Below are 25,208 nucleotides of genomic sequence, written 5' to 3' on the forward strand. Positions count from 1 at the left end.
CGCTCCTCAGTGGGGGGTGGAGTCGGTCAGCGGGCCTATGCGGTACAGGACTTCGGGGTCGTGCGGGCCGTCCGGGAACAGGTCGGCGCCGAACAGCACCTCGCGGTCGACCTGTGCGCCGTGCCGGGCGGCGAACGAGGTGAACAGGCGCTCGGAGGCGGTGTTGCCGGGGGTGATCGTGGTCTCCACCTCGGTGATGCCGAGCTCGGCGGTGAGCCGTGCGGTCAGCCCGTCGAGCAGGGCGGCGGCGATGCCGTGACCCCGGTATGCGGAGTCGACGGCCACCTGCCAGACGAGCAGCGTCCGGGGACGGTCCGGTCGCACATAGCCGGTGATGAAGCCGACCGGCTCTCCGTCCGCACCACGCGCCACCGCCGAGGTGCCGGCGAAGTCCCGGCACCACAGCAGATAGCTGTACGAAGAGTTCAGGTCGAGGGTTTTCGAGTCCTGGGCGAGACGCCAGAGCGTGGCTCCGTCGGTCATCGCCGGTCGGTCGATGAGAAGGTCTGCGGGTGCGGCAGTCATGCGGCACGAATTTAGCGAGGCGAATTAGAAATTGCACGGGCGGTTCCGCTGTGCCGCGCAGGGGGTTGGGGGAAATGCCCGTATTACCCCACGGAAAATCGGGGCAAAGGTGTCTCGTTGTGGAGTGTGTCACAACACGGAAACCGTCCGAAACGCGCCGGAAAACTTCCCCGTTTAGCTCCGCGGAAAGCGGGCAGAAGAAGACGGGAAGCTATCGTCCGAAGAATTGGCGGAGTTTGTGAAATTGAATTGAATTCACGAGCCGCTGGTTTCGCCGATTCGTTCATGCAGAATGCGCGGGCCCGCCCGTCGTGCCGGGCATACTCCTCGGCTCCGCCCGGCGAACAGCTTCCGCCCCTCGCGAAGAGCCGCCGCCCCCGGAGATCTCACCGCCCATGCGGCGCCCGTGACGTCCGGGATGCCGGCTCACCCGGCCTGGCGATCGCCGTCGCCGGTGCACGGTCGGCCGGGGCCCGGCCGACCGATCGGGGGCTGCAGGGGCCCTCGGTCAGGTGAGCCAGGGTGGCGATACCCGGGTGCCGTGTCTGCGCCCCCGCCCGGGCAGGGGTGCTCGGAGGGCTCAGGTCGCGTTCACCGCTCGGGCGGCCGACTCGGTGTCCACCTGGGCCCCTGCCTCGGTCAGCGCGGCGCCCAGCGCGGTCAGGGATCGGCGGACCGTGTCCAGGGTGGCGTCGGGGCCGTAGTGGTTGACCCGGATCATCTCCTTGGCCAGGGCGCCGCCGCCCGCGGCCAGCGGCAGCGCCGGGTCGCCCTCCAGAGCCCGCGCCACCAGCTCCGAGGCCACCAGGTCCGACGGCACCCGGAGCGTCGTGGCGACCGGCGCCGCGTCCGCGACCTCGTACACGTACGGCTCCAGACCTCCGCCGAGCGCGACCGCACCCGCCCGCGTGGCCAGCGCGGCGCGCCGGTGCCGGGCCATCACCGTGTCCAGACCCGCCGACCCGATGCGCTCCAGGCACGCCTCCAGGGCCAGCATCTCCAACTGGGCGGGAGCGTGCGGCAGCACCTTGCGGCCGGCGTCGATCCAGCGGTCCTTCCAGTCGAGCAGCGACAGGTAGGAGCGGCGCGGCGCGTGCGGGTTCGCCGCCATCCGGGCCCACGCCCGCTCGCTCACCGAGATCGCCGACACGCCCGCCGGACCGCCCATCGCCTTCTGCGCCCCGATCACGCACAGGTCCACGCCCCACGCGTCCGGCAGCACCGGCTCGGCGCCCACCGAGGCGACCGCGTCCAGGTAGAACAGCGCGCCGTGCCGCCGTACCACCTCGCCGATCTCCGCGACCGGGTTGGTGTTGCCGGTGGCCGCCTCGGCGTGCACCAGCGACACGAAGTCGATCTCCGGGTGCTCGGCGAACGCCTGCTGGATCTGCCCGGCCGTCACCGCCGAGTGGAAGGGCACGGAGATGTCGTGCACGGTCGCGCCGGAGTCCCGGAGCCAGTTGCCGAAGGTCTGCCCGTAGGGGCCCGTGATCACGTTCAGGGCCACCGTGCCGGGACCGGCCGCCGCGCGGATCGCGCCCTCCAGCGGCAGCAGCGCCTCGCCCTGCGTGATCAGCACGTCCTGACGGGTGCCCAGCAGCCGGGCCACCCCGTCCTCGATGGCGGCGAAGCGCTCGGCACTCAGCGGGGGCAGATCGAGGAACGGGTGGGTCACGGCGGTGCTCTCTTCGCTCACGAGGGTTCACGGGCCGGCCGGAGGCCGACGCACCCGAGCGTAACCCTCACCACATTCGCGCCCGCGACCGGCGACTTCTCAGGCCGGACGGCATCGATGCCATCGGTTTGGTTTGAGTGACCCAAACATCTCCTTATAATCGGAACCCACAGTTCCCCCATAGGAGATCCCCCCATGAATACGCTCCTCGGGCGCCGGACCCGCCTTCTGGCCGCCACCACCGCGACCGCCGCACTCGTGCTCGTCGTGGCCGGCTGCTCCTCCAGCGACTCGGGGAGCGGCAAGACCACCGTCAAGGGCGTCCACCTGGCCAAGGGCGGCCAGCTGACCACCTGCACCCACCTGCCGTACCCGCCGTTCCAGTCGGAGGTCGACGGCAAGGTGCAGGGCTTCGACGTGTCCCTCATCGACCTCGTCGCCAAGGACCTGGGCGTCAAGCAGCAGATCCTCGACACGCCGTTCGAGAACTTCAAGACCGGCGCCTTCCTCAACTCCGGGCAGTGCGACCTGGCCGCCGCCGGCATGACCATCACCGCCGAGCGCAAGAAGAACGTCGACTTCTCCGACCCGTACTTCGAGGCCACCCAGGCCGTGCTGGTCGACAAGAGCAGCGGCGTCAACTCGCTCGCCGACGTCAAGGCCAAGGGCAAGAAGCTGGGCGCCCAGGCGCAGACCACCGGCGAGGACTACGTCAAGAGCAAGGGCTACGACCCGATCTCCTTCGAGTCCTCCGACGCGGTGCTCAACGGTCTGCGCACCGGCCAGGTCCAGGCCGTCGTCATCGACTACCCGGTCGTCCAGGGCTGGCTCAAGGACAAGGCGAACGCGGACAAGTTCAAGGTCGTCGACAACCTGAAGACCGGTGAGCAGTACGGCTTCACCGTGAAGAAGGGCAACACCGCGCTGCGCGACGCCATCAACAAGGCGATCAAGAACGCCAAGGCCGACGGCACCTACAAGAAGCTGTACGAGCAGTGGATCGGCCCGTACGACTCCTCCGTCGCCTCTCCCGCGGCCTCATGACCGACACGGACACGACCCTCCAGCCGAAGAAGAAGGGACTGACACGGCGCCAGAAGCGCGCCGTGTCCCGCGGGGTGCAGTACGCCGTCTTCGTCGCCGCCGTGATCGCCTTCGCGGTCTCGGCGGACTGGGGCCGGCTGCAGAACCAGTTCGCCCAGGCCGACATCGCCAAGCAGATGTTCCCGGACGTCATCACGCTGGCGCTGAAGAACACCGTGCTCTACACGCTGTCCGGCTTCGTCGTCGGGCTCGTCCTCGGCATGGTCGTCGCCCTGATGCGGCTGTCCTCGGTGGGCCCGTACCGCTGGCTGGCGGGCGTCTACATCGAGATCTTCCGCGGCCTGCCCGCCCTGCTGATCTTCATCTTCGTCGGCGTGGCCGTACCCCTCGCCTTCCCCGGCACGGAGATCCCCGGCGGGACGTACGGCAAGGTCGCCATCGCGCTCGGGCTGGTCTCGGCCGCCTACATGGCGGAGACCATCCGGGCCGGCATCCAGGCCGTGCCCAAGGGACAGATGGAGGCGGCCCGTTCGCTCGGCTTCTCGCCGGCGAAGGCCATGGTCTCGATCATCGTCCCGCAGGCGTTCCGGATCATCCTGCCGCCGCTCACCAACGAACTCGTCCTGCTCTTCAAGGACTCCTCGCTGGTGCTGTTCCTCGGGGTCACCCTGGAGGAGCGGGAGCTGTCCAAGTTCGGCCGCGACCTCGCCAGTACGACCGCCAACTCCACGCCGATCCTGGTCGCGGGCCTGTGCTACCTGCTGGTCACCATCCCGCTCAGCTTCGTCGTCCGCCGTATGGAATCCAAGGCCCAGGAGGCGATCCGGTGAGCCGCCCGGAGATCGAGGTACGCGGACTGCACAAGTCCTTCGGCGCCAACGAGGTCCTGCGCGGCATCGACCTGGAGATCGGCCAGGGCGAGGTCGTCTGTGTCATCGGCCCGTCCGGTTCCGGCAAGTCGACGCTGCTGCGTTGCGTGAACCTGCTGGAGGAGCCCTCCGAGGGGCAGGTCTTCGTCGGCGGCACCGAGGTCACCGACCCGGACGTCGACATCGACGCCGTACGCCGCCGCATCGGCATGGTCTTCCAGCAGTTCAACCTGTTCCCGCACCTGAACGTCACCGAGAACCTCGCGCTGCCCCAGCGCCGGGTCCTCGGGCGGGACAGGGCGACGGCCGCGAAGGTCGCCGCGGAGAACCTGGCCCGGGTCGGCCTGTCCGAGAAGGCGGACGCCTACCCGGCCTCCCTCTCCGGCGGCCAGCAGCAGCGCGTGGCGATCGCCCGGGCCCTCGCCATGGGCCCGCAGGTGATGCTGTTCGACGAGCCGACCTCCGCGCTCGACCCCGAACTGGTCGGGGACGTCCTCGCCGTGATGCGCAGGCTCGCGGAGGAGGGCATGACGATGATGGTCGTCACGCACGAGATGACCTTCGCGCGCGAGGTCGCCGACCGGGTCGTCTTCATGGACGGCGGGGTGGTCGTCGAGGACGGCAGCCCCGAGCGGGTCATCGGCGACCCGCAGCACGAGCGCACCCGGCACTTCCTGTCCCGGCTGCTCGACCCGGCGATGGCCGAGGTCGAGGAGGAGACCTCCGACCAGGTGGGCGAGGACACGCCCTAGGTCGTTAGGGTGCGGTGCATGAGCGATGGCGCGGTGCTGCACGTGAAGGGCCGGGTCCTGGCGGGACCCGAGGACGTCCGTGACGAGCTGTGGGTGGTCGGGGGGCGGGTCTCCTACGACCGTCCCGCCGGCGCCCGCGACATCACCACCGTGACCGGCTGGGCGCTGCCCGGACTGGTCGACGCGCACTGCCACGTCGGCCTCGGCGCGGAGGGCCCGGTGGACGCGGACACCGCCGAGAAGCAGGCCCTGACCGACCGCGGGGCGGGCACCCTGCTGATCCGGGACGCGGGCTCGCCGTCCGACACCCGCTGGGTCGACGACCGCCCCGACCTGCCGAAGATCATCCGGGCCGGCCGGCACATCGCCCGCACCCGCCGCTATCTCCGCAACTACGCCTGGGAGGTCGAGCCGGAGGACCTGGTGGCGTACGTCGCCCAGGAGGCCGGGCGCGGCGACGGCTGGGTCAAGCTGGTCGGCGACTGGATCGACCGCGACCTCGGCGACCTGGCCGCCTGCTGGCCCCGCGGGGCGGTGGAGGCCGCCATCGCCGAGGCCCACCGCCTGGGCGCCCGGGTCACCGCGCACTGCTTCGCCGAGAGCTCCCTGCGCGACCTGGTCGAGGCCGGCATCGACTGCATCGAGCACGCCACGGGCCTGACCGAGGACCTGATCCCGCTGTTCGCCGAGCGGGGTGTCGCGATCGTGCCGACCCTCGTCAACATCGCCACCTTCCCGCACCTCGCGGCCGGCGGCGAGTCCCGCTACCCGCGCTGGTCCGCCCACATGCGGCGGCTGCACGAACGCCGCTACGACACCGTGCGCGGCGCCTACGACGCCGGTATCCCGGTCTACGTCGGCACGGACGCCGGCGGCTCCCTGGCCCACGGGCTGGTCGCGGCGGAGGTGGCGGAACTGGTCACCGCCGGCATCCCGCCGGTGCAGGCCGTGTCCGCGACGAGCTGGGGCGCCCGCGCCTGGCTCGGCCGGCCCGGGCTGGAGGAGGGCGCACCGGCCGACCTGGTGGTGTACGAGGGCGACCCGCGGGCGGACGTACGGGTGCTGGCGGCGCCGCGGCGCGTGGTGCTCGACGGCCGGATCGTCGAATAGCGGGCGCTCCGGCGGACGGTGGGGCGGCGGGGTCCGGGGGAACGCCTGTGCCCGGTGATTCGAAGAGATGTGCTGAAACACCTCGATCGAGTGAAGTGACTCAGGATCGCTGACCGTTCACCCACAGTGCGTACAAGGTTGACGGGTCCCAAGCATGTTCCGTCTGGGGGTCCCACCGCCTTGAACAGCAACAACTTCCGCATGCCCGCCCGGCGGCTCGCCGCGGTCGCCACCGTCACCGCGCTCACCGCGGCGCCCGCGGTCCTGGGCGCGGGCGCCGCGCACGCGACCGGCGGTCACGGTCGCGCCTCCGCCGTCGTCCTGCGCACCGGGCTCGACGTGTCCCTGCTCAACAAGACCGTGAACGTCCCGCTCGCGGTGTCGCTCAACGAGGTCCAGGCACCGCAGAGCGCCGACAGAACGGCGCTGTCCGCCCGGCTCGACGGCGTGAACGGCGGGAAGCCGTTCACGGTGCTCGCCGCGGACGTCGCCTCGGCGAAGGCCACGGTGACCGCGAAGCGCGCCGAGGGCTCCGTCCGGCTCGTCCACGCCAAGCTGCACGTGCCCGGTCTGCCCCTGCTGTCGGTGATCGAGACCGACGACGTCACCGCCAAGGCGACCTGCGAGGTCGGCAAGGCACCCGTGGCCGCCGCGAACGTCCTGGGCGCCGTCACCGTCCTCGGCAAGCGCGTCACGCTGACCGCCGGCGGCCCGACCGTGGTGAAGGTGCCCGGCGTCGGCGAGGTGAGGCTCGACCTCGCCGAGCGGCGCACCACGACCCGTACGGCCGCCGCGACCGCCCTGCAACTCAAGGTGTCCGTCAACCCGTTGAAGCTCAACGTGGCCGACGTCGAAGGCACCGTCACCCTCGCCAAGGCCACCTGTGAGTCCCCGATGGCGGCGCCCACCAAGCACCCGGCGCCGAGCCACGACCCGGCCGCCGACGTGCGCCCGCAGGGCGCGCCCGCCAAGGCCGACCTCGCGGAGACGGGCGGCAGTTCGGCGACCCCGTACATCGCGGGCGGCGCGCTGGCGCTGCTGCTGGTCGGCGGGGGAGCGGTGACCGTGGCACGGCGCCGCAGGGGCTGACGGCGGACCGGCTCCGCCGGGCGGGGGAACCCGCCCGGCGGGCCGGGCCCGGTTCACCCGTCCGCGTCCCGGATCACTGTCGGCCGAGCGCGGTCAGCGCGGCCGACAGTGCCTCCACGAAGCCGTTCGCCGTCGCACGGTCCCGCACGGCGACCCGCACCCACTCCTGCCCGAGCCCCGGGAACGTGTCCCCGCGCCGGACCGCGTAGCCGAGGTCGCGCAACCGCCGTCGTACCGCGGCCGCCTGCTCCATGCGGACCAGTACGAACGGCCCGTGTGCCGGTTCCACCACCCGCACACCCCGGTCGGCGAGGGCGGCCAGCCCCGCCACCAGATGCGCCCGGTCCACGGCGACGCGATGCGCCGCGTGCCCGGCCTCCGCGAGCGCCCGCGGCGCCACGCACGCCTCGGCGGCGGCCAGCGCGGGCGTCGACACCGGCCACAGCGGCTGGGCCCGCTCCAGCGTGTCGACGGTCTCCGGGTCGGCCAGCACGTAGCCGATCCGCAGCCCCGCCAGCCCCCAGGTCTTGGTCAGGCTGCGCAGCACGACGAGACCGGGCACGTCGGTCCGCCCGGCCAGCGCCTCGCGCTCGCCCGGCACCGCGTCCATGAAGGCCTCGTCGACCACCAGCACCCGCCCGGGCCGGGCCAGCCGGGCGATCGCGCCGGCCGGGTGCAGCACGGAGGTCGGGTTCGTCGGATTCCCGATCACGACCAGGTCCGCGTCCTCGGGCACGGCCGCCGGATCCAGCCGGAAGCCGTCCTCCGCCCGCAACAGCACCCGGTCCACGGTGTGCCCCGCGTCCCGCAGCGCCGCCTCCGGCTCGGTGAACTGGGGGTGCACCACCACCGGCCGGCGCACCTTCAGCGCCCGGGCCAGCAGCACGAACGCCTCGGCCGCCCCGGCCGTCAGCAGCACCCGCTCCACCGGCAGCCCGTGCCGGGCCGCCACCGCCGCTCGCGCGGCCCGCCCGTCCGGGTAGGCCGCGAGCGACGGCAGGGACGCGGCGATCTCCTCCCGCAGCCAGACCGGAGGCGTGTCGGCACGGACGTTGACGGCGAGATCGACCAGACGGGCCCCCTCGTCCCGCACCTCGGCGTCCCCGTGGTGGCGCAGGTCGTGTCCGGCGTCCTCAGTGCGCATGACTGTGCGAGTGCCCGCCGTGATGGTGGTGCCCGTGCCCGTGGTGGTGACCGTCTTCGTCGGGGTGGAAGTGCGGCTGCTGCGGCAGCCCCACCTTGTCCTCGAAGCCCGGCAGCGCGATGCGGTACACGCACGAGTCGCAGTTCATCCGCAGGTCGCCCTTGACGGCCTCCTCGTAGCGCTCGATCACCAGGTCCAGCAGCTCCGGCTCCGGCCCGATCACGTCGGCCGACCGCACCTCGACCTCCGGGTGCGCGGCCGCCCAGCCCTCGGTCTGCTGCCGCACCCGGTCCGGCAGGATGCCGGTGAACAGGAAGTACGGCAGGACGACGATGCGCCGCGCCCCGAGCCTGGCGCACCGGTCGAGGCCGCTCGGCACGTCCGGCGCCGCCAGCGACACGAAGGCCGTCTCCACACCGGCGTACCCACGGCCCTCCCACAGCAGCCGCGCCGCCTTGTGCACCTCGGCGTTGGCGTCCGGGTCCGTCGAGCCGCGCCCCACGAGCAGCACCGTCACGTCGGCCCGGTCCTCGGGGGTGCGCGCCGCACCGCCGAGCGCCTCGTCCAGTCGCCGCTCCAGCACGTTCAGCAGCGCCGGATGCGGGCCGAGCGGGCGGCCGTAGGTGTACGAGATGCCTGCGTGCCGCTCCTTCTCACGGGCCAGCGCCGCGGGGATGTCCCCCTTGGCGTGCCCGGCGGACACCAGCATCAGCGGCACGGCCGCGAACCGGCGTACGCCCTTGCCGACCAGCTCGGCGACGGCCTCGCCCAGCGGCGGCGGGGACAGCTCGATGAAGCCGCCGGCGACGGGCAGGTCGGGGCGGCGGCGCCCCAGCTCGCGTACGAAGTCGCGGAACGCCTCGGCTCCGGCGTCGTCACGGGTGCCATGGCCGGCGATCAGCAGGGCGGGCGGGGTGGTCACGAGGTCTCCTCAGACGAAAGGGGGTGGTACAGCAGGGCGTTGAGCGCGGCGGAGGCGACCGCCGAGCCGCCCTTCTCGGACACGTTGCTCACGGCGGGCAGTCCGCTCGCGCGCAGCGCCTCCTTCGACTCGACCGCGCCGACGAAGCCGACGGGCAGGCCGATGACGAGCGCGGGGGAGGCGTCCAGGGTCAGCAGCTCCTCCAGGGCGGTCGGCGCGTTGCCGATCACCCACAGCGCGCCGGGCCCGACCTGCTCGTAGGCGAGCCGGATCCCGTGCGCCGAACGGGTCAGCCCGGGGCCGGCCGTGGCGTCCCTCAGCCGGCAGACGGACTCCCGCCGGGTGATGCCGGCCGCGACCATCTCCACGTCCACGACGACGGGCGCCCCGGCGTGCAGCGCCGCGTGCGCCGCCACCAGGTCCTCCTCCGCCATGACGAGGTCGCTCGCGTACTCCAGGTCGGCGGCGGAGTGGACGACCCGCTCCACCACCGCCCGGGTCAGCGGCGGGAAGTGCGTGGTGTCCAGGCGGGCGCGCAGCCGCCGGAAGGACTCCTGCTCGATGGGGTGGACCACTCGGTTCACCGGGCACCCTCCTGCCAGCGGTAGCCGCGCGGGGTCACCATGCGCCCCGCGACGGTACGGGTCGCCGTGTTGCCCACGGTCACGACCGTCATCATGTCGACCGTCGCCGGATCCAGTCCGGCCAGCGTGGTGACCCGGCTGGACTCGTCCGGCCGGGAGGCGTTGCGGACGACGCCGACCGGTGTGGCCGGGTCCCGGTGCCCGGCGAGGATGCCGAGCGCCTTCGGCAGCTGCCAGTCGCGGCCCCGCGAGCGCGGGTTGTAGAAGGTCACCACGAGGTCCGCCTCGGCCGCCGCGCGCACCCGGCGCTCGATGACCTCCCACGGGGTGTGCAGGTCGGACAGGCTGATGGACACGTGGTCGTGGCCCAGCGGCGCGCCCAGGACCGCGCCGGCGGCCAGCGCGGCCGTCACCCCGGGCACCCCGACCACGTCGATGTCGTCGGACGCCTCGGCGAGCGCCGGGGAGGCCATGGCGTACACGCCCGCGTCACCGCTGCCGATCAGCGCCACCGCGTGCCCGCGCCGGGCCTCCGCGACGGCCGTACGTGCCCGCTCCTCCTCGGCGCCGAGCCCCGACTCCAGCACCCGGGTGCCCGGTCGCAGCAGATCGCGGATCTGGTCCACGTACTGGTCGAGCCCGACCAGCACCGACGCCCGCCGCAGTTCGGCCGCCGCGCGCGGGGTGAGCAGGTCCCGGGCACCCGGCCCGAGCCCGACGACGGCGAGCCGCCCGCGCCCCGGGCGCCGTACGACGGCACAGGTCGCCATCGCCGGCCGCCCGTCGGCGCGCTCGGACTTCCGCTTGGGCACGAGGAGTTCACCGCCACCGGCCAGGGCGGCGGCCTCCGCGACCGACGGGGTGCCGACGGCGGCGAGGGGCGCGTCGGACGGGTTGGGCACCTCGACAGCCGCCAGCTCCCCGGCGGAGTACGTCACCAGCGGCACCCCGAGCCGTTCGGCGGCCGCCACGAGGCCGGGCTCCTCCGCCTTGGCGTCCACGGTGGCCAGTTCCGCCACCGACCCGGCGGACAGACCCGCCGCGCGCAGCGCCTCCCCGATCAGCCCGAGGACCTCCTCGGCCGGGGCGCCCCTGGACGCGCCGACCCCGACCACCAGGGACGGCGGCCGCAGCAGCACCTCACGCTCACCCGGCTCGACCGCCCGGTCGGTGAGCCGCACGGTGTACGCCCCCTCGGCCGAGAACGGCAGCGGCGGCAGCGGCCACGCCACCTCGGCCTCCAGCGCCACCGGCTCGCCGTCCAGCAGCGCACGGGAGACCGCGGCGACCGCACCCTCGTACGGCAGCCCGAGCGTGTCCAGGGCCGCCAGGCCGACGGCGTCCGTCGCGGTCGTCACCACGGGCTCGGCGCCCAGCAACCCGCCCACCTCGCGGGCGAGTTCGTTGGCGCCGCCGCCGTGCCCGCCGACCAGGGACACCGCGAACCGGCCGCCCTCGTCCACGCACACCACGCCCGGGTCGGCGGTCTTGTCGCCGAGCAGCGGCGCGAGCAGCCGTACCGCGGCCCCCGTGGCCAGGAAGCAGACCAACTGCTCGCACTCCGCGAACGCGGCCCGTACGGCCTCGCCGACGGGTCCCTCGTACACCCGGGTACGGTCCGGCCAGGCCGCGGCCAGCCGGTCCCGCGCCGCCGCCCCCGCCGCGGTGGCGGAAATGAGGCCGATCACTGGGCTACTCCTTCACTGGTTGCCCGGGGCCGGTCGCCCCAGAGCAGGAACACTGGATTGGTGGCCGCGAGCCGGGTCACGTCCCCGGGCAGCGGCGCCAGCCGCGACGACTGCAGGAGAACCCCGTCGCAGCGGAACCCGGCGGCCGTCAGCGCCTCGCGCGCCGCCGGCACCCGGTCCAGCGCGGCCACGGCGACGACCACGGTCCGCCGGGCCCGCCGTGCGCACGCGCCGACGACGGCCGGCAGTTCACGCCCCCCGCCGCCGACGAACACCGCGTCGGGATCGTCGGCCAGGCCGGACAGCGCGTCCGGCGCCACACCGTGCACCACCCGCACGTCGACACCGTGCGCCCGCGCGTTGGCGCGGACGCGCTCCACCCCGTCCGGGGTCTTCTCGACGGCGACGACGGCCGCGCCGAGCCGGGCGCACTCCACCGCCACCGAGCCCGACCCCGCGCCCACGTCCCACACCAGGTCGCCCGGGCGCGGCCCCAGCCGGGCCAGGGCCAGCGCCCGCACCTCGAACTTGGTGATCATCGAGTCCCGGTGCGCGAACGCGTCCTCGTCCAGCGCCCACCGGTCCGGTCCCGCCGGAACGCCGGCGACCGTGCGGACCGGCCCCAGCGCCCGGCGCTCGTCCAGACAGAGCACCACGCTGACCGACGTGCCCCAGTCCCGGGCCGCCGCCTCGGCGGGCGTCACCCGCTCCACCCGCTCCCGCTCCGGGTCACCGAGCGCCACCGCCACGACCAGGACGCGCGCGTCGGGATCCGTCCCCGGACCGGCGAGGGCGGCACCCAGCTCCGCGGGGCCGGCTCCCGGCCCGGTGAGGACCGCGACCTTGGGACGCGCCCGGCAGAGGTTCACCGCCGTGCGCAGATCCCGGCCGTGCGCGCTGACCACGACCGCGTCGTCCCAGGGCAGCCCGATCCGGGCGAACGCGGCGGCCACCGAGGACACGCCCGGCCGCACGTCCAGCGCACCGGCCCCGAACCGCTCGGCCAGCGCCCGGACGATTCCGAAGAACCCGGGGTCCCCGGAGGCCAGCACGACCACCGGCAGCTCCTTGCCGACGTACCCGGCGATCGTGTCCAGGGCGGGTGCCAGCGGCCCGAGCACGACCCGCTCGGCGCCCTCCGGCAGCGCCGCGGCGTCCAGGTGCCGGCGCCCGCCGACCACCAGCGCCGCCCGGTCGAGCACGCCGTCCGGCACCGGCGCCCCGGTCCCCGTACCGACGACGGTGATCAACTGTTCGCCCCCCGCTCGCGCAGCGCGCGCCGGGCCTGCGGGTCGGCCTTGCGGTACCCGTGGAAGTGCCCCGGGTGGTACAGGTGCGACCGGGTGCCGTGCGCGTCCAGCGCCGGGCCGACCAGGAAGAGCGTGTGCTTCCAGAGCTTGTGCTCCTTGACCGTCTCCTCCAGCGTGCCGATCGTGCACTTCACGACCAGCTCCTCCGGCCAGGTCGCCTGGTAGGCGACGACGACCGGGGTGTCGGTCGGGTAGCCGCCCTCCAGCAGCTCGCGCACCAGCTGCCCGCTGCGCGCCGCCGACAGGAACACCGCCATGGTGGTGCCGTGCCGGGCGAACTCGCGGACCTCCTCGCCGGGCGGCATCGGCGTCTTGCCGCCGCCCAGCCGGGTGAGCACGACGGACTGCGCGACCTCGGGGATCGTCAGCTCGCGCCGCGCCAGCGCGGCCACCGCGGAGAACGACGACACACCCGGTACGACCTCCGTGGCGATCCCGAGCTCCGCGCACCGGTCCAGCTGCTCCTGGGTGCCGCCCCACAGCGCCGGGTCGCCGGAGTGGATGCGGGCGACCCGCAGGCCCTCGGCCAGGGCCCGCTCGTAGACGGCGACGACGTCCTCCAGGGACATCGTGGCCGAGTCCAGGACCTCCGCGTCGGCACGCGCGTGTTCGAGCACCTCCGCCTGGACCAGGCTGGCCGCCCAGATCACCACGTCCGCCTCGGCGATCGCGCGCGCGGCACGGAACGTCAGCAGGTCGGCGGCGCCGGGGCCGGCACCGACGAACGTCACCTTGCCGGTGGGGGCATCGGCCATGGGAAGGGTCCTCTCGTACGGGAGACGCAAGCGGGAGACGCAAGCGGGAAACGCAAGTCGGAATCGGTGAAATGTCAGGGTCTGGGGGAGTGCGGCCGACGCCGGATGTGCGCGAAGGCACCTCCATCGGATAGCAAGGGCCTATGGCGGTCTTCGTCGCGCTCGGCGCGTTCCTGATGACGCTGGCCGGCGGCTGGACGGCACAGCGCGTGACCGACCGCAGGCATCTCGTCCTCGGACTCGCCGGCGGACTGATGCTGGGCGTGGTGGGCCTGGACCTGCTGCCGGAGGCGCTGCGGGCCGCGGACCGCGAGGTGTTCGGCGTACCCGCCGCCCTGTTGCTGTTCGTGGCCGGATTCCTGCTGGCCCACCTGGTGGAGCGCACCCTCGCCGCCCGGCAGGCCGCGCACGGCGGCGCCGAGGGACACAACCACCGCGCGCCCGAGGTGGGCCTCACGGCGGCCGCCGCGATGGTGGGTCACAGCGCCATGGACGGCGTGGCGATCGGCGCGGCCTTCCAGGTGGGCGGCGGCATGGGCACGGCCGTGGCGCTCGCCGTGATCGCGCACGACTTCGCCGACGGCTTCAACACCTTCACCCTCACGAGCCTGTACGGCAACGCGCGCCGGCGCGCCGTCGGCATGCTGGTGGCCGACGCGTGCGCCCCTCTCGTGGGCGCGCTGTCGACCGCCTTCTTCCACATCCCCGAACCGGTGCTCGGCGGCTATCTGGGCCTCTTCGGCGGCGTCCTGCTCTATCTCGCCGCCGCCGAGATCCTGCCCGAGGCCCACCACGAGCACCCCGCGCGTTCCACGCTGCTGTGCACGGTCGCGGGGGTCGCGTTCATCTGGCTGGTGGTCGGCCTCTCCGGCGCGTGACCACGGGCGCGGTGTCACAGCTTCCCGCCCCGCCCGCCGTCCCGGCGCGGGGGCGCGATCAGCGTCGACAGGTACGGCAGCGGTGTCCCGTCCAGCTCGGCGGCCGGCCGCACCGACTCCTCCGGCAGACCCAGCGCCGACCCCCACACCGCGTCCCCGAGCCGCCCGGTCTCCCGCAGCGCCTCGGCGACCTCCGCGGCCTGCCGGCCGAACTTGTAGGCGACGACGGTGCCCGGCCCGGCCAGCGCCTCCTTCAGCACCGCCGACCCGGCGGTGACGGGGACGAGGGTCAGCGGCTCGGTGCCCTCCGTCAGCACGGCACCGGACCGCGCGGCGAGATCCTGCATGGCGGTGATCCCGGGCACGGTTTCCACGACGACCCCGGGCACCAGCTCGGCGATGGTCTGCGCGAGATACGTGAACGTCGAGTACACGTTGGGGTCGCCGATGGTCGCGAAGGCCACGGAGCCGTGCTGCCGCAGCAGTTCCGCGACCCGTCCGCCGGCCGCGTCCCAGGCCGCCTCGCGGCGCGCCCGGTCGGTCCGCTCGTTCAGCGCGAACACCACCCGGACGATCCGGTCCGCGGGCACGTAGTGCGCCACGGTCGCCTCCGCCCGCCCCCGCTCACCGGTGTCCATCACCGGTACGACGACGACCTCGGCCGCACGCAGCGCATTGACTCCCTTGACCGTCACCAGCTCCGGATCACCGGGACCGACCCCGACCCCGACCAGCGTGTTGCTCATGACGTCCGGCACCTCTCCACGAACCGACGGGCGACACCGGGCTCGGACGCCCAGTGCGTGTGCAGATAACTCGCGTGCACGCCCTGCTGTACGAAACCTTCGACCCGCCGGACGGGAGCGCGCACGCCCCAGGCGGGAGCGGCCCCGGCGCCCGGTTCGACGACCGTGCGGTGGAACTCGTGCCCCCGCATCCGCGTCCCGGCGGGTGCCAGCACACTGTCGCCGACGGCCACCGCGTCCCGGTAGCCGAGAGTCAGCCGCTCGCTCATCCGCGCGGAGGCGTCGAGCACCCCGCACATGGGGCGCCCGTCCAACTCCCGGCACAGGTACAGCAGTCCGGCGCACTCCGCGGCCACGGGGGCGCCGCTCAGCGCGAGTTCGGCGACGGCCTTGCGCAGCGGCTCGTTGGCGGACAGCTCCGCGGCGTACACCTCGGGGAATCCGCCGCCGACGACCAGCCCGGCGGTGTCCTCGGGCAGCCGCTCGTCCCGCAGCGGATCGAAGGTGACCACCTCGGCACCGGCGGCGCCGAGCAGCTCGGTGTGCTCGGCGTAGGAGAACGTGAAAGCCGACCCGCCCGCGACGGCGACGCGCGGCGCCCGCTTCCCGGCCGGCGGCTCCGGCGGGCCGGAGGGGGGACCGGGGGTCCAGGGGGCGGAGTCCGCCGGCAGCGGGCCGGCGGCGCGTGCCAGCGCCTCCAGGGCCGCCAGGTCGCAGCCCTCGGACACCGTCGCGGCCATCGCCGCGACGGCCTCCACCGCGGCCGCGCGCCGCTCGGCGACCGGCACCAGACCCAGGTGGCGCGAGGGGGTCTCCACCGGGGCCGCCCGCCGCAGCACGCCGAGCACCGGCACCCCCGACTCGTCCAGTGCCTCCCGCAGCAGCGACTCGTGCCGGTCCGAGGCGACCTTGTTCAGGATCACGCCCCCGACCCGCACCCGCGGATCCCAGGACGCGAACCCGTGCACCAGCGCCGCCACCGACCGCGACTGCGACGACGCGTCCACGACGAGCACCACCGGCGCCCGCAGCAGCTTGGCGACATGGGCCGTGGACGCGAGTTCCCCCTCGCCCGCGGCCCCGTCGTACAGCCCCATCACTCCCTCGACGACCGCGAGGTCGCAGCCCCGGGCGCCGTGCAGGAACAGCGGAGCGACCAGCTCCGGCCCGCACAGGTACGCGTCCAGGTTGCGCCCCACCCGCCCGGTCGCCAGGGCGTGGTACCCGGGGTCGATGTAGTCCGGCCCGACCTTGTGCGGGGACACGGCGAGCCCCCGCGCGGCGAACGCGGCCATCAGCCCCGTGGCGACGGTGGTCTTGCCGCTGCCCGACGAGGGCGCGGCGATGACCAGCCGGGGCACCGACGTCGTCACCACTCGATGCCCTTCTGGCCCTTCTGCCCCGCGTCCATGGGGTGCTTGACCTTGGACATGTCGGTGACGAGGTCGGCGAGGTCCACCAGCTTCTCCGGCGCGTTCCGGCCGGTGATCACCACGTGCTGGGTGCCGGGGCGGTTCCGCAGCACCTCCACCACCTCGTCCGTGTCCACCCAGCCCCAGTGCATCGGGTAGGCGAACTCGTCCAGCACGTACAGCCGGTACGTCTCGGCGGCCAGGTCCCGCTTGACCTGCTCCCAGCCCTCCCGGGCCTTCTCCTCGTTGTCCATCTGCGCGTCCCGCTGGACCCAGGACCAGCCCTCGCCCATCTTGTGCCAGTCGACGGTCCCGCCCTCGCCGGAGGCGCCGAGCACCCGCAGCGCGTTCTCCTCGCCGACCTTCCACTTGGCCGACTTCACGAACTGGAACACCCCGATGGGCCAGCCCTGGTTCCAGGCGCGCAGCGCGAGCCCGAACGCGGCGGTGGACTTGCCCTTGCCGACCCCGGTGTGCACGACGACCAGCGGACGGTTCCTGCGCTGACGCGTCGTCAGACCGTCGTCCGGTACGACACTCGGCTGTCCCTGCGGCACTACGCGGCCCTCCTCGACGTCCCCTGCACATCCCTGACCAGACCGGCGATCGAATCGGCCCGCAGCCCGTCCAGCGTGACGGCCGCACCGCCCAGCTCACCCGCGAGCCGCCCCGCGAGACCGAGCCGCACCGGCCCCGACTCGCAGTCCACGACCACCGAGGCGACCTGCTCGGCCGCGAACAGCCGCGCCGCCCGCTCCGCGTGGCCGACCGGCTCCGGGCCGCCGGTGGCCCGCCCGTCGGTCACCACCACGACCAGCGCGCGCCGCGCCGGATCCCGCAGCCGCTCCACCCGCAGCACCTCGTGCGCCCTGAGCAGCCCGGCCGCGAGCGGCGTACGGCCGCCGGTCGGCAGCGACTCCAGCCGGGTGGCGGCCGCGTCGACGGACGAGGTCGGCGGCAGCGCGACCACGGCGTCCGCACCCCGGAAGGTCACCAGACCCACCTTGTCCCGCCGCTGGTAGGCGTCCAGCAGCAGCGAGAGCACGGCGCCCTTCACGGCGCCCATCCGCTGCCGCGCCGCCATCGACCCGGAGGCGTCCACCACGAACAGCACGAGGTTCCCCTCGCGCCCCTCCCGGGTCGCCTGCCGCAGGTCGTCCCGGCGGATCACCAGACCCGGACCGGACCGGCCGCGCGCCCGCTGGTGCGGGGCCGCGGCCTGCACGGTCGCCGCGAGGTGCAGCTTGGTCAGCGCGCCGCGGGGCCGCCGGGCCCCGGTCGTCCGCCCGTGCTCGGTCCGCGCCCGGGACCGCCGCCCGGCGGCGCCCTCGCCGATGCCGGGCACGCTTAGCACCTTGGCCCGGAACGGCTCGGAGGCCCGTGCGGCCGACTGCTCCTGCGAGCCGGACGCCTGCGGCTGCCCGCCCTCACCGGCCTCGGGCCGCGCGGCGCCGCCGGCGTCGTCCTGCGGGCCGCTGTCGGGCGCCGGCCGTCCACCGCCGCCACCGGGGCCGTCCGGATCGGGGTCGTCGTCGGTGCCGCCGTCGTCCCCGGAGAACTGCTCCAGCGTCTCGTCCAGCCTGTCCTCGTCCAGGCCCGGCGCGTCGAAGGGGTTGCGCCGGCGCCGGTGCGGCAGCGCGAGCAGCGCGGCCTGCCGCACGTCCTCGGCGAGGACATCGGTCCGTCCGGCCCACGCGGCCAGCGCGGTCGCCGTACGCGCCATCACGATGTCGGCGCGCATGCCGTCCACCTCGAAGGCCGCGCAGGTCGCCGCGATCTGCCGCAGCGCCCCGTCACCGAGCCGCACCTGCGGCAGCAGCCGTCGCGCCGCCACGATCCGCTGCCGTACGGCGGCCTCCTCCTCGGCCCACCGGGCCGCGAAGACGACCGGGTCGTCGTCGTACGCCAGCCTGCGGCGCACCACCTCGACCCGCTGCTCGGGCTCCCGCGAGGCCGCCACCTCCACGGTCAGCCCGAACCGGTCCAGCAACTGCGGCCGCAGTTCGCCCTCTTCGGGGTTCATGGTGCCGACGAGCAGGAAACGGGCCGCGTGCCGTACGGAGACACCCTCGCGCTCCACGTACGACGCACCCATCGCCGCCGCGTCCAGCAGCAGGTCGACCAGGTGGTCGTGGAGCAGGTTGACCTCGTCCACGTACAGGATCCCGCGGTGGGCGTCGGCCAGCAGGCCCGGCTCGAACGCCTTCACGCCCTCCGCGAGCGCCCGCTCGATGTCGAGCGCGCCGACCAGCCGGTCCTCGGAGGCGCCGACGGGCAGCTCGACCATCCGGGCGGGCCGCCGGGCACCCCCGCCCGGCTCGTGCGGACCGTCGGGGCACGACGGGTCCGGTGCCGCCGGGTCGCAGGAGAAGCGGCAGCCGGACACCACGTCGACCTCGGGCAGCAGCGCCGAGAGCGCGCGCACGGCGGTCGACTTGGCCGTGCCCTTCTCGCCGCGCACCAGCACACCGCCGACCGCCGGCGAGACGGCGTTCAGCAGCAGCGCGAGCCGCAGATCGTCCTGGCCGACAACGGCCGTGAACGGGAACGGGGTGGTCACTGGTCGTCCTCCAAGTCGCCTTCCAGCTCCAGATAGGTGGCGCGCAGCCGCTCCAGCGTGTCCGCGTCCGGCTCCGCCCACAGCCCGCGGTCCGCCGCCTCCAGCAGCCGCTCGGTGATCCCGCGCAGCGCCCAGGGGTTGGACTTCTTCATGAAGTCCCGGTTCTCCGGGTCGAAGACGTACTCCGCGCTGAGCTTCTCGTACATCCAGTCGTCGACCACGCCGGCCGTGGCGTCGTACCCGAACAGGTAGTCCACGGTCGCCGCCATCTCGAAGGCGCCCTTGTAGCCGTGCCGGCGCATGGCCGACATCCAGCGCGGGTTCACCACGCGGGCCCGGAACACCCGGTGGGTCTCCTCGCCGAGCGTGCGCGTGCGCACCTGGTCGGGTACGGCCGAGTCACCCACGTACGCCTCGGGGTTGGCGCCGGTCAGGTGCCGGACCATGGCCACCATGCCGCCGTGGTACTGGAAGTAGTCGTCGGCGTCGACCAGGTCGTGCTCGCGGGTGTCGACGTTCTTCGCCGCGACCGCGATCCGCCTGAACGCGGTCTCCATGTCACCGCGCGCCGCCCGCCCGTCGAGCCCGCGCCCGTAGGCGTAGCCGCCCCACACCGCGTACACCTCGGCGAGGTCGGCGTCGGAGCGCCAGTTGCGGGCGTCGATCAGCGGCAGCAGGCCCGCGCCGTACGCGCCCGGCTTCGAGCCGAAGATCCGGGCCGTGGCGCGGCGCCGGTCGCCGTGCTCGGCGGTGTCCTCGTCGGCGTGCGCCTTCACGAAGTTCCGGTCGGCCGGCTCCGCCAGCTCCGCCACCGCCCGCACCGCGTCGTCGAGCAGCCCGACCACGTGCGGGAACGCGTCCCGGAAGAAGCCGGAGATACGGACCGTGACGTCGATGCGCGGCCGGCCCAGTTCCGCGAGCGGGACCACCTCGAAGCCGGTCACCCGGCGGGAGGCGTCGTCCCACACCGGGCGGCAGCCCAGCAGCGCCAGGATCTCGGCGATGTCGTCGCCCTGGGTGCGCATCGCGGAGGTGCCCCACACCGTGAGCCCCACCGACTTCGGGTACTCGCCGGTGTCCTGGAGGTAGCGGGCGACGAGCGAGTCGGCGAGCGACTGCCCGACCTCCCAGCTCAGCCGCGAGGGGATCGCCTTGGGATCGACCGAGTAGAAGTTCCGGCCGGTCGGCAGCACGTTGACCAGACCGCGGGTCGGCGAGCCCGAGGGGCCGGCCGGGACGTAACCGCCGTCCAGGGCCCGCAGGATGTGCCCGATCTCGTCGGTGGTGCGGGCGAGGCGCGGGACGACCTCGGCACAGGCGAACTCCAGCACGGCCGCCGCCTCCGGGAGTTCGGTGCCCAGCACGTCCCGCAGGACGCCGGGTACCTCCGTGCCGCTCCAGGCCCCCGCCTCCATCCGCTCCGCGATCCGCCGGCACAGCTGCTCCAGCAGGTCGATCGCGTCGGACGCGGTCCGGGCCGGGCCCTCCACCAGGTCGGTCAGCTCCACCGGCACCTTCACCGGGGCGCCCGGCTCGGCCAGCAGGTCCTTCTCCACCAGCCCGAAGTACGCGGCCAGCGAGGCCCGCAGCCCCGGCAGCGCGTTCGCCTGCCCACCCCACACCTGCGAGGCGCGCAGCACCGCGAGGACCAGGTTCACGCGCGGCTCGCCGACCGGACCGCCGCCCAGGATGTGCAGACCGTCACGGATCTGCACGTCCTTGATCTCGCACAGGTAGCCGTCGATGTGCATGACGAACTCGTCGAACGCCTCGTCGTCCGGCTGCTCGGCCACGTGCAGGTCGTGGTGCAGCTCGGCGGCCTTGACCAGCGTCCAGATCTGCGCGCGGACGGCCGGGGCCTTCGCCGGGTCCAGGTCGGAGACGAGCGCGTACTCGTCCAGCAGCTGCTCCAGCTTGGCCAGGTCGCCGTACGTGTCGGCGCGCGCCATCGGCGGGACGAGGTGGTCGACCACCGTGGCGTGCCCGCGCCGCTTGGCCTGGGTGCCCTCACCGGGGTCGTTGACGATGAACGGGTAGATCAGCGGCAGCTCGCCGAGGACCGCGTCCGGTGCGCAGCCGGCGCTCAGGCCGAGGCCCTTGCCCGGCAGCCACTCCATCGTGCCGTGCTTGCCCATGTGCACGATCGCGTCGGCGCCGAAGCTGTTGTCCAGCCAGCGGTAGGCCGCCATGTAGTGGTGCGAGGGCGGCATGTCGGGGTCGTGGTAGATCGCGATCGGGTTCTCGCCGAAGCCGCGCGGCGGCTGGATCATCACGACGACGTTCCCGAACCGCAGGGAGGCGAGCACGATGTCGTCGCCGTCCACGTACAGGCCGCCCGGCGGCTCGCCCCACGCCTCGGTCATGGCGTCCCGCAGCTCCGGGTCCAGCTTCTCGAACCACGCCCGGTAGTCGGCCAGCGGAACCCGGGCGGGCGCTGCGGCCAGCTGGTCCTCCGTCAGCCACTCCACGTCGTGGCCGCCGGCCTCGATCAGCCGGTGGATCAGCTCGTCACCGTTGTCCGGGTACTCGGTGAGGCCGTACCCCGCCTCCCTGAGGGCGTCCAGGACGCGCACCGCCGACGCGGGCGTGTCCAGGCCGACCGCGTTGCCGACGCGCGAATGCTTGGTCGGGTACGCGGTGAAGACCAGGGCGATCCTCTTCTCCGCGTTCGGCTTGTGCTTCAACCGCGCGTGACGCAGGGCGATCCCGGCCACCCGCGCGGCCCGCTCCGGGTCGGCGACGTACACCGGGACGTCGTCGGGGCCCTGCTCCTTGAAGGAGAACGGCACGGTGACCAGCCGGCCGTCGAACTCCGGGATCGCCACCTGCATCGCCGCGTCCATGGGGGACAGGGCGGCGTCCGACTCCGCCCAGGCGGCCCGCGAGGAGGTGAGGCAGAGCCCCTGGAGGACGGGCACGTTCAGGTCGGCGAGGGCCCCGATGTCCCAGGCCTCCTCGTCACCGCCCGCCGACGCCTGAGAGGCGTGCGTGCCGCCTGCCGCGAGCACGGTCGCCACCAGCGCGTCCGCCCTGCCCAGCAGCTCGTACAGCCCGTCGTCCGCGCCGCGCAGCGAACCGCAGTACACGGGCAGCGCGTTGGCGCCCTTCGCCTCGATCGCCTCGCACAGCGTGTCCACGAAGCCGGTGTTGCCGCTCAGCTCGTGCGCCCGGTAGAAGAGCACGCCCACCGTCGGCCGGTCCGCGCGCAGTTCGTACGCCCCGTGCACGCCGTACTCCGGCATGCTGTGCGGGCCCTCGAAGCCCTCACCGGTCAGCAGCACCGTGTCCGACAGGAACCGGGACAGCTCCAGCAGGTTCGCCGGGCCGCCCTCGACCAGGTACTTCAGCGCCTCCGCCACCACACCGGCCGGCACGGACGACTCCGCCATCAGCTCGGCGTCCGGCACGGCCTCGCCACCCAGCAGCACGGTCGGCACGCCGGTCGCCTTCAGCGCGGCCAGCCCGTCCTCCCACGCGCGCTTGCCGCCCAGCAGCCGGACGACGGCGATGTCCGCGCCCTCGACCAGGCCCGGCAGTTCGGCGGCGACGTCGACCCGGGTGGGGTTGCCGATCCGGTACCCGGCGCCGCAGGCGCGGGCGGCCAGCAGGTCCGTGTCGGCGGTCGACAACAACAACACTGTGCTCATGCGGGCGCTCCCGGTGGAATGAAAGGCAGTCCTTGCGGCGCGCCCGACTCGATGAGCCGAAGGAGCGCGTCCGTGTCCGCGTGCTGTTCGATCAGATCGCCGAGCCGGTCGAGCTGCTCCTCGCGCAGCGCGGCGAAGGAAACGTCCGGCGCCGGTACGAAGCGGCGGCCCGCGGCGGCCGCCACCTCCCGCAGGAAGGCCCGCCGGAAACCGTCCGACTCCAGCGAACCGTGCCAGTGCGTGCCCCACGTCTGGCCGACCCGGCAGCCGTCCAGGAAGGGCTCGCCCCCGCCGACGGTGGCCACCCCGTGGTGGATCTCGTATCCCTCGACCGGTTCGCCGAGGGCCTCGCCGACCGGCCGGGTCAGCGTCTTCTCGCGGGCGAACCGCACCCGCACCGGCAGCAGTCCGAGCCCGGGGACCTCCCCGGCGCGCGACTCGACCTCGTCCTCGATGTGCTCGCCGAGGATCTGGAAGCCACCGCAGATGCCGAGGACCGGACGCCCCTCGGCGGCCCTCCTGGCGAGCGCCCGCGCGAGCCCGCGCTCCCGCAGCCACTGGAGCGCCCGTACGGTCCCGCGCGTGCCCGGGACCACCACGAGGTCGGCGTCCGCCAGCTCCTCCGGGCGGTCCACGAACCGCACCACGACACCCGGTTCGGCGGCGAGCGCGTCCACGTCGGTGAAGTTGGACATCAGTGGGATCGCGCACACGGCGACCCGCAGCACGTCCTCGCCGACCGGGGCAGCGACGGTGGACTCCCGGACCGTGCCGCGCAGCGAGACGCGCAGCCCGTCCTCCTCGTCGATGCCTAGGCCGTGCCGGTACGGCAGGACGCCGTAGGTGCGCCGCCCGGTGAGGCCGTGCAGCATGTCCAACCCCGGCTCCAGCAGGCTGACATCGCCCCGGAACTTGTTCACCAGGAACCCGGCGACCAACTGCTGGTCCTCGGGGGAGAGCAGGGCGACGGTGCCGAAGAAGGAGGCGAAGACGCCTCCCCGGTCGATGTCCCCCACCACCAGCACGGGCAGCCGGGCGCCCCGCGCGACGCCCATGTTGACGATGTCGGTCCGCCGCAGGTTGATCTCGGCCGGGCTGCCCGCCCCCTCACAGATCACCGCGTCATACGTGCCCCGCAACTCGGCCAGGCAGTCCAGCACCGTGCCCAGCAGCCGCTGCTGGCGCCCGCCGTGGTAGCCGCGCGCGCTCATCTCGCCCACCGGCCTGCCCAGCAGCACCACCTGGCTGCTCTGCTCGCCGCCCGGCTTCAGCAGCACCGGGTTCATCCGCGCGGTCGGCTCGATCCGGCACGCCTGCGCCTGCATGGCCTGCGCCCGCCCGATCTCCGCACCCTCACGGGTCACGAAGGAGTTGAGGGACATGTTCTGCGCCTTGAACGGCGCGACCTTCACCCCCTGGCGCACCAGCCACCGGCAGATCCCGGCCGTCACGACGCTCTTGCCGGCGTCGGAGGTGGTGCCGGCGACGAGGAGACCCCCGTTCACTTCCCACGTCCCTTCACGATTCGGCGCGCGGCGACGGTGAAGCCGAGCGCGAGCAGGCCGACGCGGCGGGAGAGCCGTACGGCCCGGTCGATGTCGGTGGCCCGGACGGCGCGCCCGGTCCGGCCGTTGAGCACCGGGCGGTGCTCGACCCGCCCGCCGTAGGAGAGCGTCCCGCCCAGGCGCACTCCGAGGGCGCCCGCGAACGAGGCCTCCACGGGCCCGGCGTTGGGGCTCGGATGCCGGTGCGCGTCGGCCTTCCAAGCGCGCAGGGCACCGCGCGGATCGGGGCCGGCCGCGGCGGCGAGTACGGCGGTCAGCCGCGCCCCCGGCCAGCCGGCGAGGTCGTCCAGGCGGGCGGAGGCCCAGCCGTAGCGCCGGTACCGGGGCGACTTGTGACCCACCATCGCGTCCAGGGTGTTGACCGCCCGGAAGCCGAGCAGTCCCGGCACTCCGGCGACGGCTCCCCACACCAGGGCGCCCACCACGGCGTCGGACGTGTTCTCGGCGACGGACTCGACCACGGCCCGGGCGATCCCGTCGGCGTCCAGGGCCTGCGGGTCCCGGCCGCACAGATGGGGCAGCCGCGCGCGGGCCGCGTCGACGTCCCCGGTCTTCAGGGCACGTCCGATGACGCGGGCCTCCCGGGCGAGCGAAGTCCCGCCGGCGACCGACCAGGTGGCGGCGGCGGTCAGCGCGGCGGAGGCGACGAAGGAGGGGCGTACGGCGCGTGCGGCCAGCGCGCCCAGGGCCACGGCGCCACCGGCGCACACGGTGGTGTGCAGCGTCCCCCAGCCGCGGTGGTCGTGCCACAACGCGCTCTCCACGGCCCCGGCCGCCCGTCCGAACGCGGCGACGGGATGCCCGCGGCGGGGATCGCCGAGGAGCAGGTCACCGAGAAGGCCGGCGGCGGCGCCGTACGCGTAGGAGCGATCGGCACCCATCGGCTCAGCCGGCCGTGGGCACAGGGGCAGGTCTGGTACTGGTCCTCGATCG

The 25,208-nt window shown here is 74.0% G+C and carries 21 protein-coding genes; 6 read left to right on the top strand and 15 right to left on the bottom strand.

Annotation, left to right across the window (positions count from 1 at the left end; genetic code table 11):
* Positions 1-6: 6 nt before the first annotated feature.
* A complete protein-coding gene (ectA, locus tag BLW57_RS29635; RefSeq protein WP_093478704.1) occupies positions 7-525 on the bottom strand; it encodes a diaminobutyrate acetyltransferase in 519 nt (172 codons plus the stop codon).
* 580 nt (positions 526-1,105) lie between these two features.
* The gene (locus BLW57_RS29640; protein ID WP_093480949.1) at positions 1,106-2,200 is read right to left on the bottom strand and encodes a pyridoxal-phosphate-dependent aminotransferase family protein; all 1,095 of its coding nucleotides are present in this window, start codon (positions 2,198-2,200) and stop codon (positions 1,106-1,108) included.
* A 195-nt stretch (positions 2,201-2,395) separates the two neighbouring features.
* On the opposite strand from BLW57_RS29640, the gene BLW57_RS29645 reads away from it, so the two are divergent.
* The 5 genes from BLW57_RS29645 (at position 2,396) to BLW57_RS29665 (ending at position 7,064) form a co-directional block, all read left to right on the top strand.
* On the top strand, positions 2,396-3,244 hold the full coding sequence (locus BLW57_RS29645) for a transporter substrate-binding domain-containing protein (protein WP_093478705.1): 849 nt from the start codon (positions 2,396-2,398) through the stop codon (positions 3,242-3,244).
* The gene (locus BLW57_RS29650; RefSeq protein WP_093478707.1) at positions 3,241-4,074 is read left to right on the top strand and encodes an amino acid ABC transporter permease; all 834 of its coding nucleotides are present in this window, start codon (positions 3,241-3,243) and stop codon (positions 4,072-4,074) included. Before BLW57_RS29645 ends, BLW57_RS29650 begins: the two co-directional genes overlap by 4 nt.
* Positions 4,071-4,865, top strand: coding sequence for an amino acid ABC transporter ATP-binding protein (locus BLW57_RS29655; protein WP_093478708.1), 795 nt, complete (start codon positions 4,071-4,073; stop codon positions 4,863-4,865). Before BLW57_RS29650 ends, BLW57_RS29655 begins: the two co-directional genes overlap by 4 nt.
* 18 nt (positions 4,866-4,883) lie before the next feature.
* Entirely contained in the window at positions 4,884-5,975 is a 1,092-nt protein-coding gene (locus BLW57_RS29660) for an amidohydrolase family protein (RefSeq protein ID WP_093478710.1), read from the top strand.
* A 180-nt stretch (positions 5,976-6,155) separates the two neighbouring features.
* A complete protein-coding gene (locus BLW57_RS29665) occupies positions 6,156-7,064 on the top strand; it encodes an SCO1860 family LAETG-anchored protein (protein ID WP_093478712.1) in 909 nt (302 codons plus the stop codon).
* A 73-nt stretch (positions 7,065-7,137) separates the two neighbouring features.
* Here BLW57_RS29665 and cobC read toward each other — a convergent pair whose 3' ends face one another.
* From cobC to cobM, 6 genes are read right to left on the bottom strand one after another with little or no spacing between them, the layout of a single operon-like run.
* Positions 7,138-8,208: an Rv2231c family histidinol phosphate aminotransferase CobC gene (cobC, locus tag BLW57_RS29670; protein WP_093478713.1), complete on the bottom strand. Its 1,071-nt coding sequence runs from the start codon at positions 8,206-8,208 to the stop codon at positions 7,138-7,140.
* The gene (locus tag BLW57_RS29675) at positions 8,198-9,130 is read right to left on the bottom strand and encodes a sirohydrochlorin chelatase (protein WP_093478715.1); all 933 of its coding nucleotides are present in this window, start codon (positions 9,128-9,130) and stop codon (positions 8,198-8,200) included. Before BLW57_RS29675 ends, cobC begins: the two co-directional genes overlap by 11 nt.
* The gene (locus BLW57_RS29680; protein WP_093478716.1) at positions 9,127-9,714 is read right to left on the bottom strand and encodes a precorrin-8X methylmutase; all 588 of its coding nucleotides are present in this window, start codon (positions 9,712-9,714) and stop codon (positions 9,127-9,129) included. The genes BLW57_RS29675 and BLW57_RS29680 overlap by 4 nt, the downstream gene beginning before the upstream one ends.
* Complete coding sequence (cobJ, locus tag BLW57_RS29685) at positions 9,711-11,402, bottom strand: precorrin-3B C(17)-methyltransferase (RefSeq protein ID WP_093478718.1); 1,692 nt, start codon at positions 11,400-11,402, stop codon at positions 9,711-9,713. The genes BLW57_RS29680 and cobJ overlap by 4 nt, the downstream gene beginning before the upstream one ends.
* Complete coding sequence (gene cbiE / locus BLW57_RS29690; protein ID WP_093478719.1) at positions 11,399-12,652, bottom strand: precorrin-6y C5,15-methyltransferase (decarboxylating) subunit CbiE; 1,254 nt, start codon at positions 12,650-12,652, stop codon at positions 11,399-11,401. Before cbiE ends, cobJ begins: the two co-directional genes overlap by 4 nt.
* A complete protein-coding gene (gene cobM / locus BLW57_RS29695) occupies positions 12,649-13,467 on the bottom strand; it encodes a precorrin-4 C(11)-methyltransferase (protein ID WP_093478721.1) in 819 nt (272 codons plus the stop codon). The genes cbiE and cobM overlap by 4 nt, the downstream gene beginning before the upstream one ends.
* A 143-nt stretch (positions 13,468-13,610) precedes the next feature.
* Between cobM and BLW57_RS29700 the strand changes: the two genes are divergently transcribed.
* Positions 13,611-14,345, top strand: coding sequence for a ZIP family metal transporter (locus BLW57_RS29700; protein WP_093478722.1), 735 nt, complete (start codon positions 13,611-13,613; stop codon positions 14,343-14,345).
* A gap of 14 nt (positions 14,346-14,359) precedes the next feature.
* Here BLW57_RS29700 and cobI read toward each other — a convergent pair whose 3' ends face one another.
* From cobI to BLW57_RS29735, 7 genes are read right to left on the bottom strand one after another with little or no spacing between them, the layout of a single operon-like run.
* On the bottom strand, positions 14,360-15,091 hold the full coding sequence (gene cobI, locus BLW57_RS29705) for a precorrin-2 C(20)-methyltransferase (protein WP_093480951.1): 732 nt from the start codon (positions 15,089-15,091) through the stop codon (positions 14,360-14,362).
* The gene (locus tag BLW57_RS29710; RefSeq protein ID WP_093480950.1) at positions 15,088-16,464 is read right to left on the bottom strand and encodes a cobyrinic acid a,c-diamide synthase CobB; all 1,377 of its coding nucleotides are present in this window, start codon (positions 16,462-16,464) and stop codon (positions 15,088-15,090) included. Before BLW57_RS29710 ends, cobI begins: the two co-directional genes overlap by 4 nt.
* Positions 16,461-17,060, bottom strand: a complete 600-nt coding sequence (gene cobO / locus BLW57_RS29715; protein ID WP_093478724.1) for a cob(I)yrinic acid a,c-diamide adenosyltransferase — start codon at positions 17,058-17,060, stop codon at positions 16,461-16,463. The genes BLW57_RS29710 and cobO overlap by 4 nt, the downstream gene beginning before the upstream one ends.
* Positions 17,060-19,063, bottom strand: a complete 2,004-nt coding sequence (locus BLW57_RS29720; protein ID WP_093478725.1) for a putative cobaltochelatase — start codon at positions 19,061-19,063, stop codon at positions 17,060-17,062. The genes cobO and BLW57_RS29720 overlap by 1 nt, the downstream gene beginning before the upstream one ends.
* Positions 19,060-22,710: a cobaltochelatase subunit CobN gene (gene cobN / locus BLW57_RS29725; RefSeq protein ID WP_093478727.1), complete on the bottom strand. Its 3,651-nt coding sequence runs from the start codon at positions 22,708-22,710 to the stop codon at positions 19,060-19,062. Before cobN ends, BLW57_RS29720 begins: the two co-directional genes overlap by 4 nt.
* Positions 22,707-24,215 carry a cobyric acid synthase gene (locus tag BLW57_RS29730; protein ID WP_093478728.1) on the bottom strand — a complete coding sequence of 503 codons (1,509 nt, stop codon included), beginning with the start codon at positions 24,213-24,215 and terminating at the stop codon, positions 22,707-22,709. Before BLW57_RS29730 ends, cobN begins: the two co-directional genes overlap by 4 nt.
* Positions 24,212-25,156 carry a cobalamin biosynthesis protein gene (locus BLW57_RS29735; protein WP_093478730.1) on the bottom strand — a complete coding sequence of 315 codons (945 nt, stop codon included), beginning with the start codon at positions 25,154-25,156 and terminating at the stop codon, positions 24,212-24,214. Before BLW57_RS29735 ends, BLW57_RS29730 begins: the two co-directional genes overlap by 4 nt.
* Positions 25,157-25,208: the final 52 nt, after the last annotated feature.

Source organism: Streptomyces sp. 1222.5 (genome assembly GCF_900105245.1).
In the GTDB taxonomy this organism is placed as follows: domain Bacteria; phylum Actinomycetota; class Actinomycetes; order Streptomycetales; family Streptomycetaceae; genus Streptomyces; species Streptomyces albidocamelliae.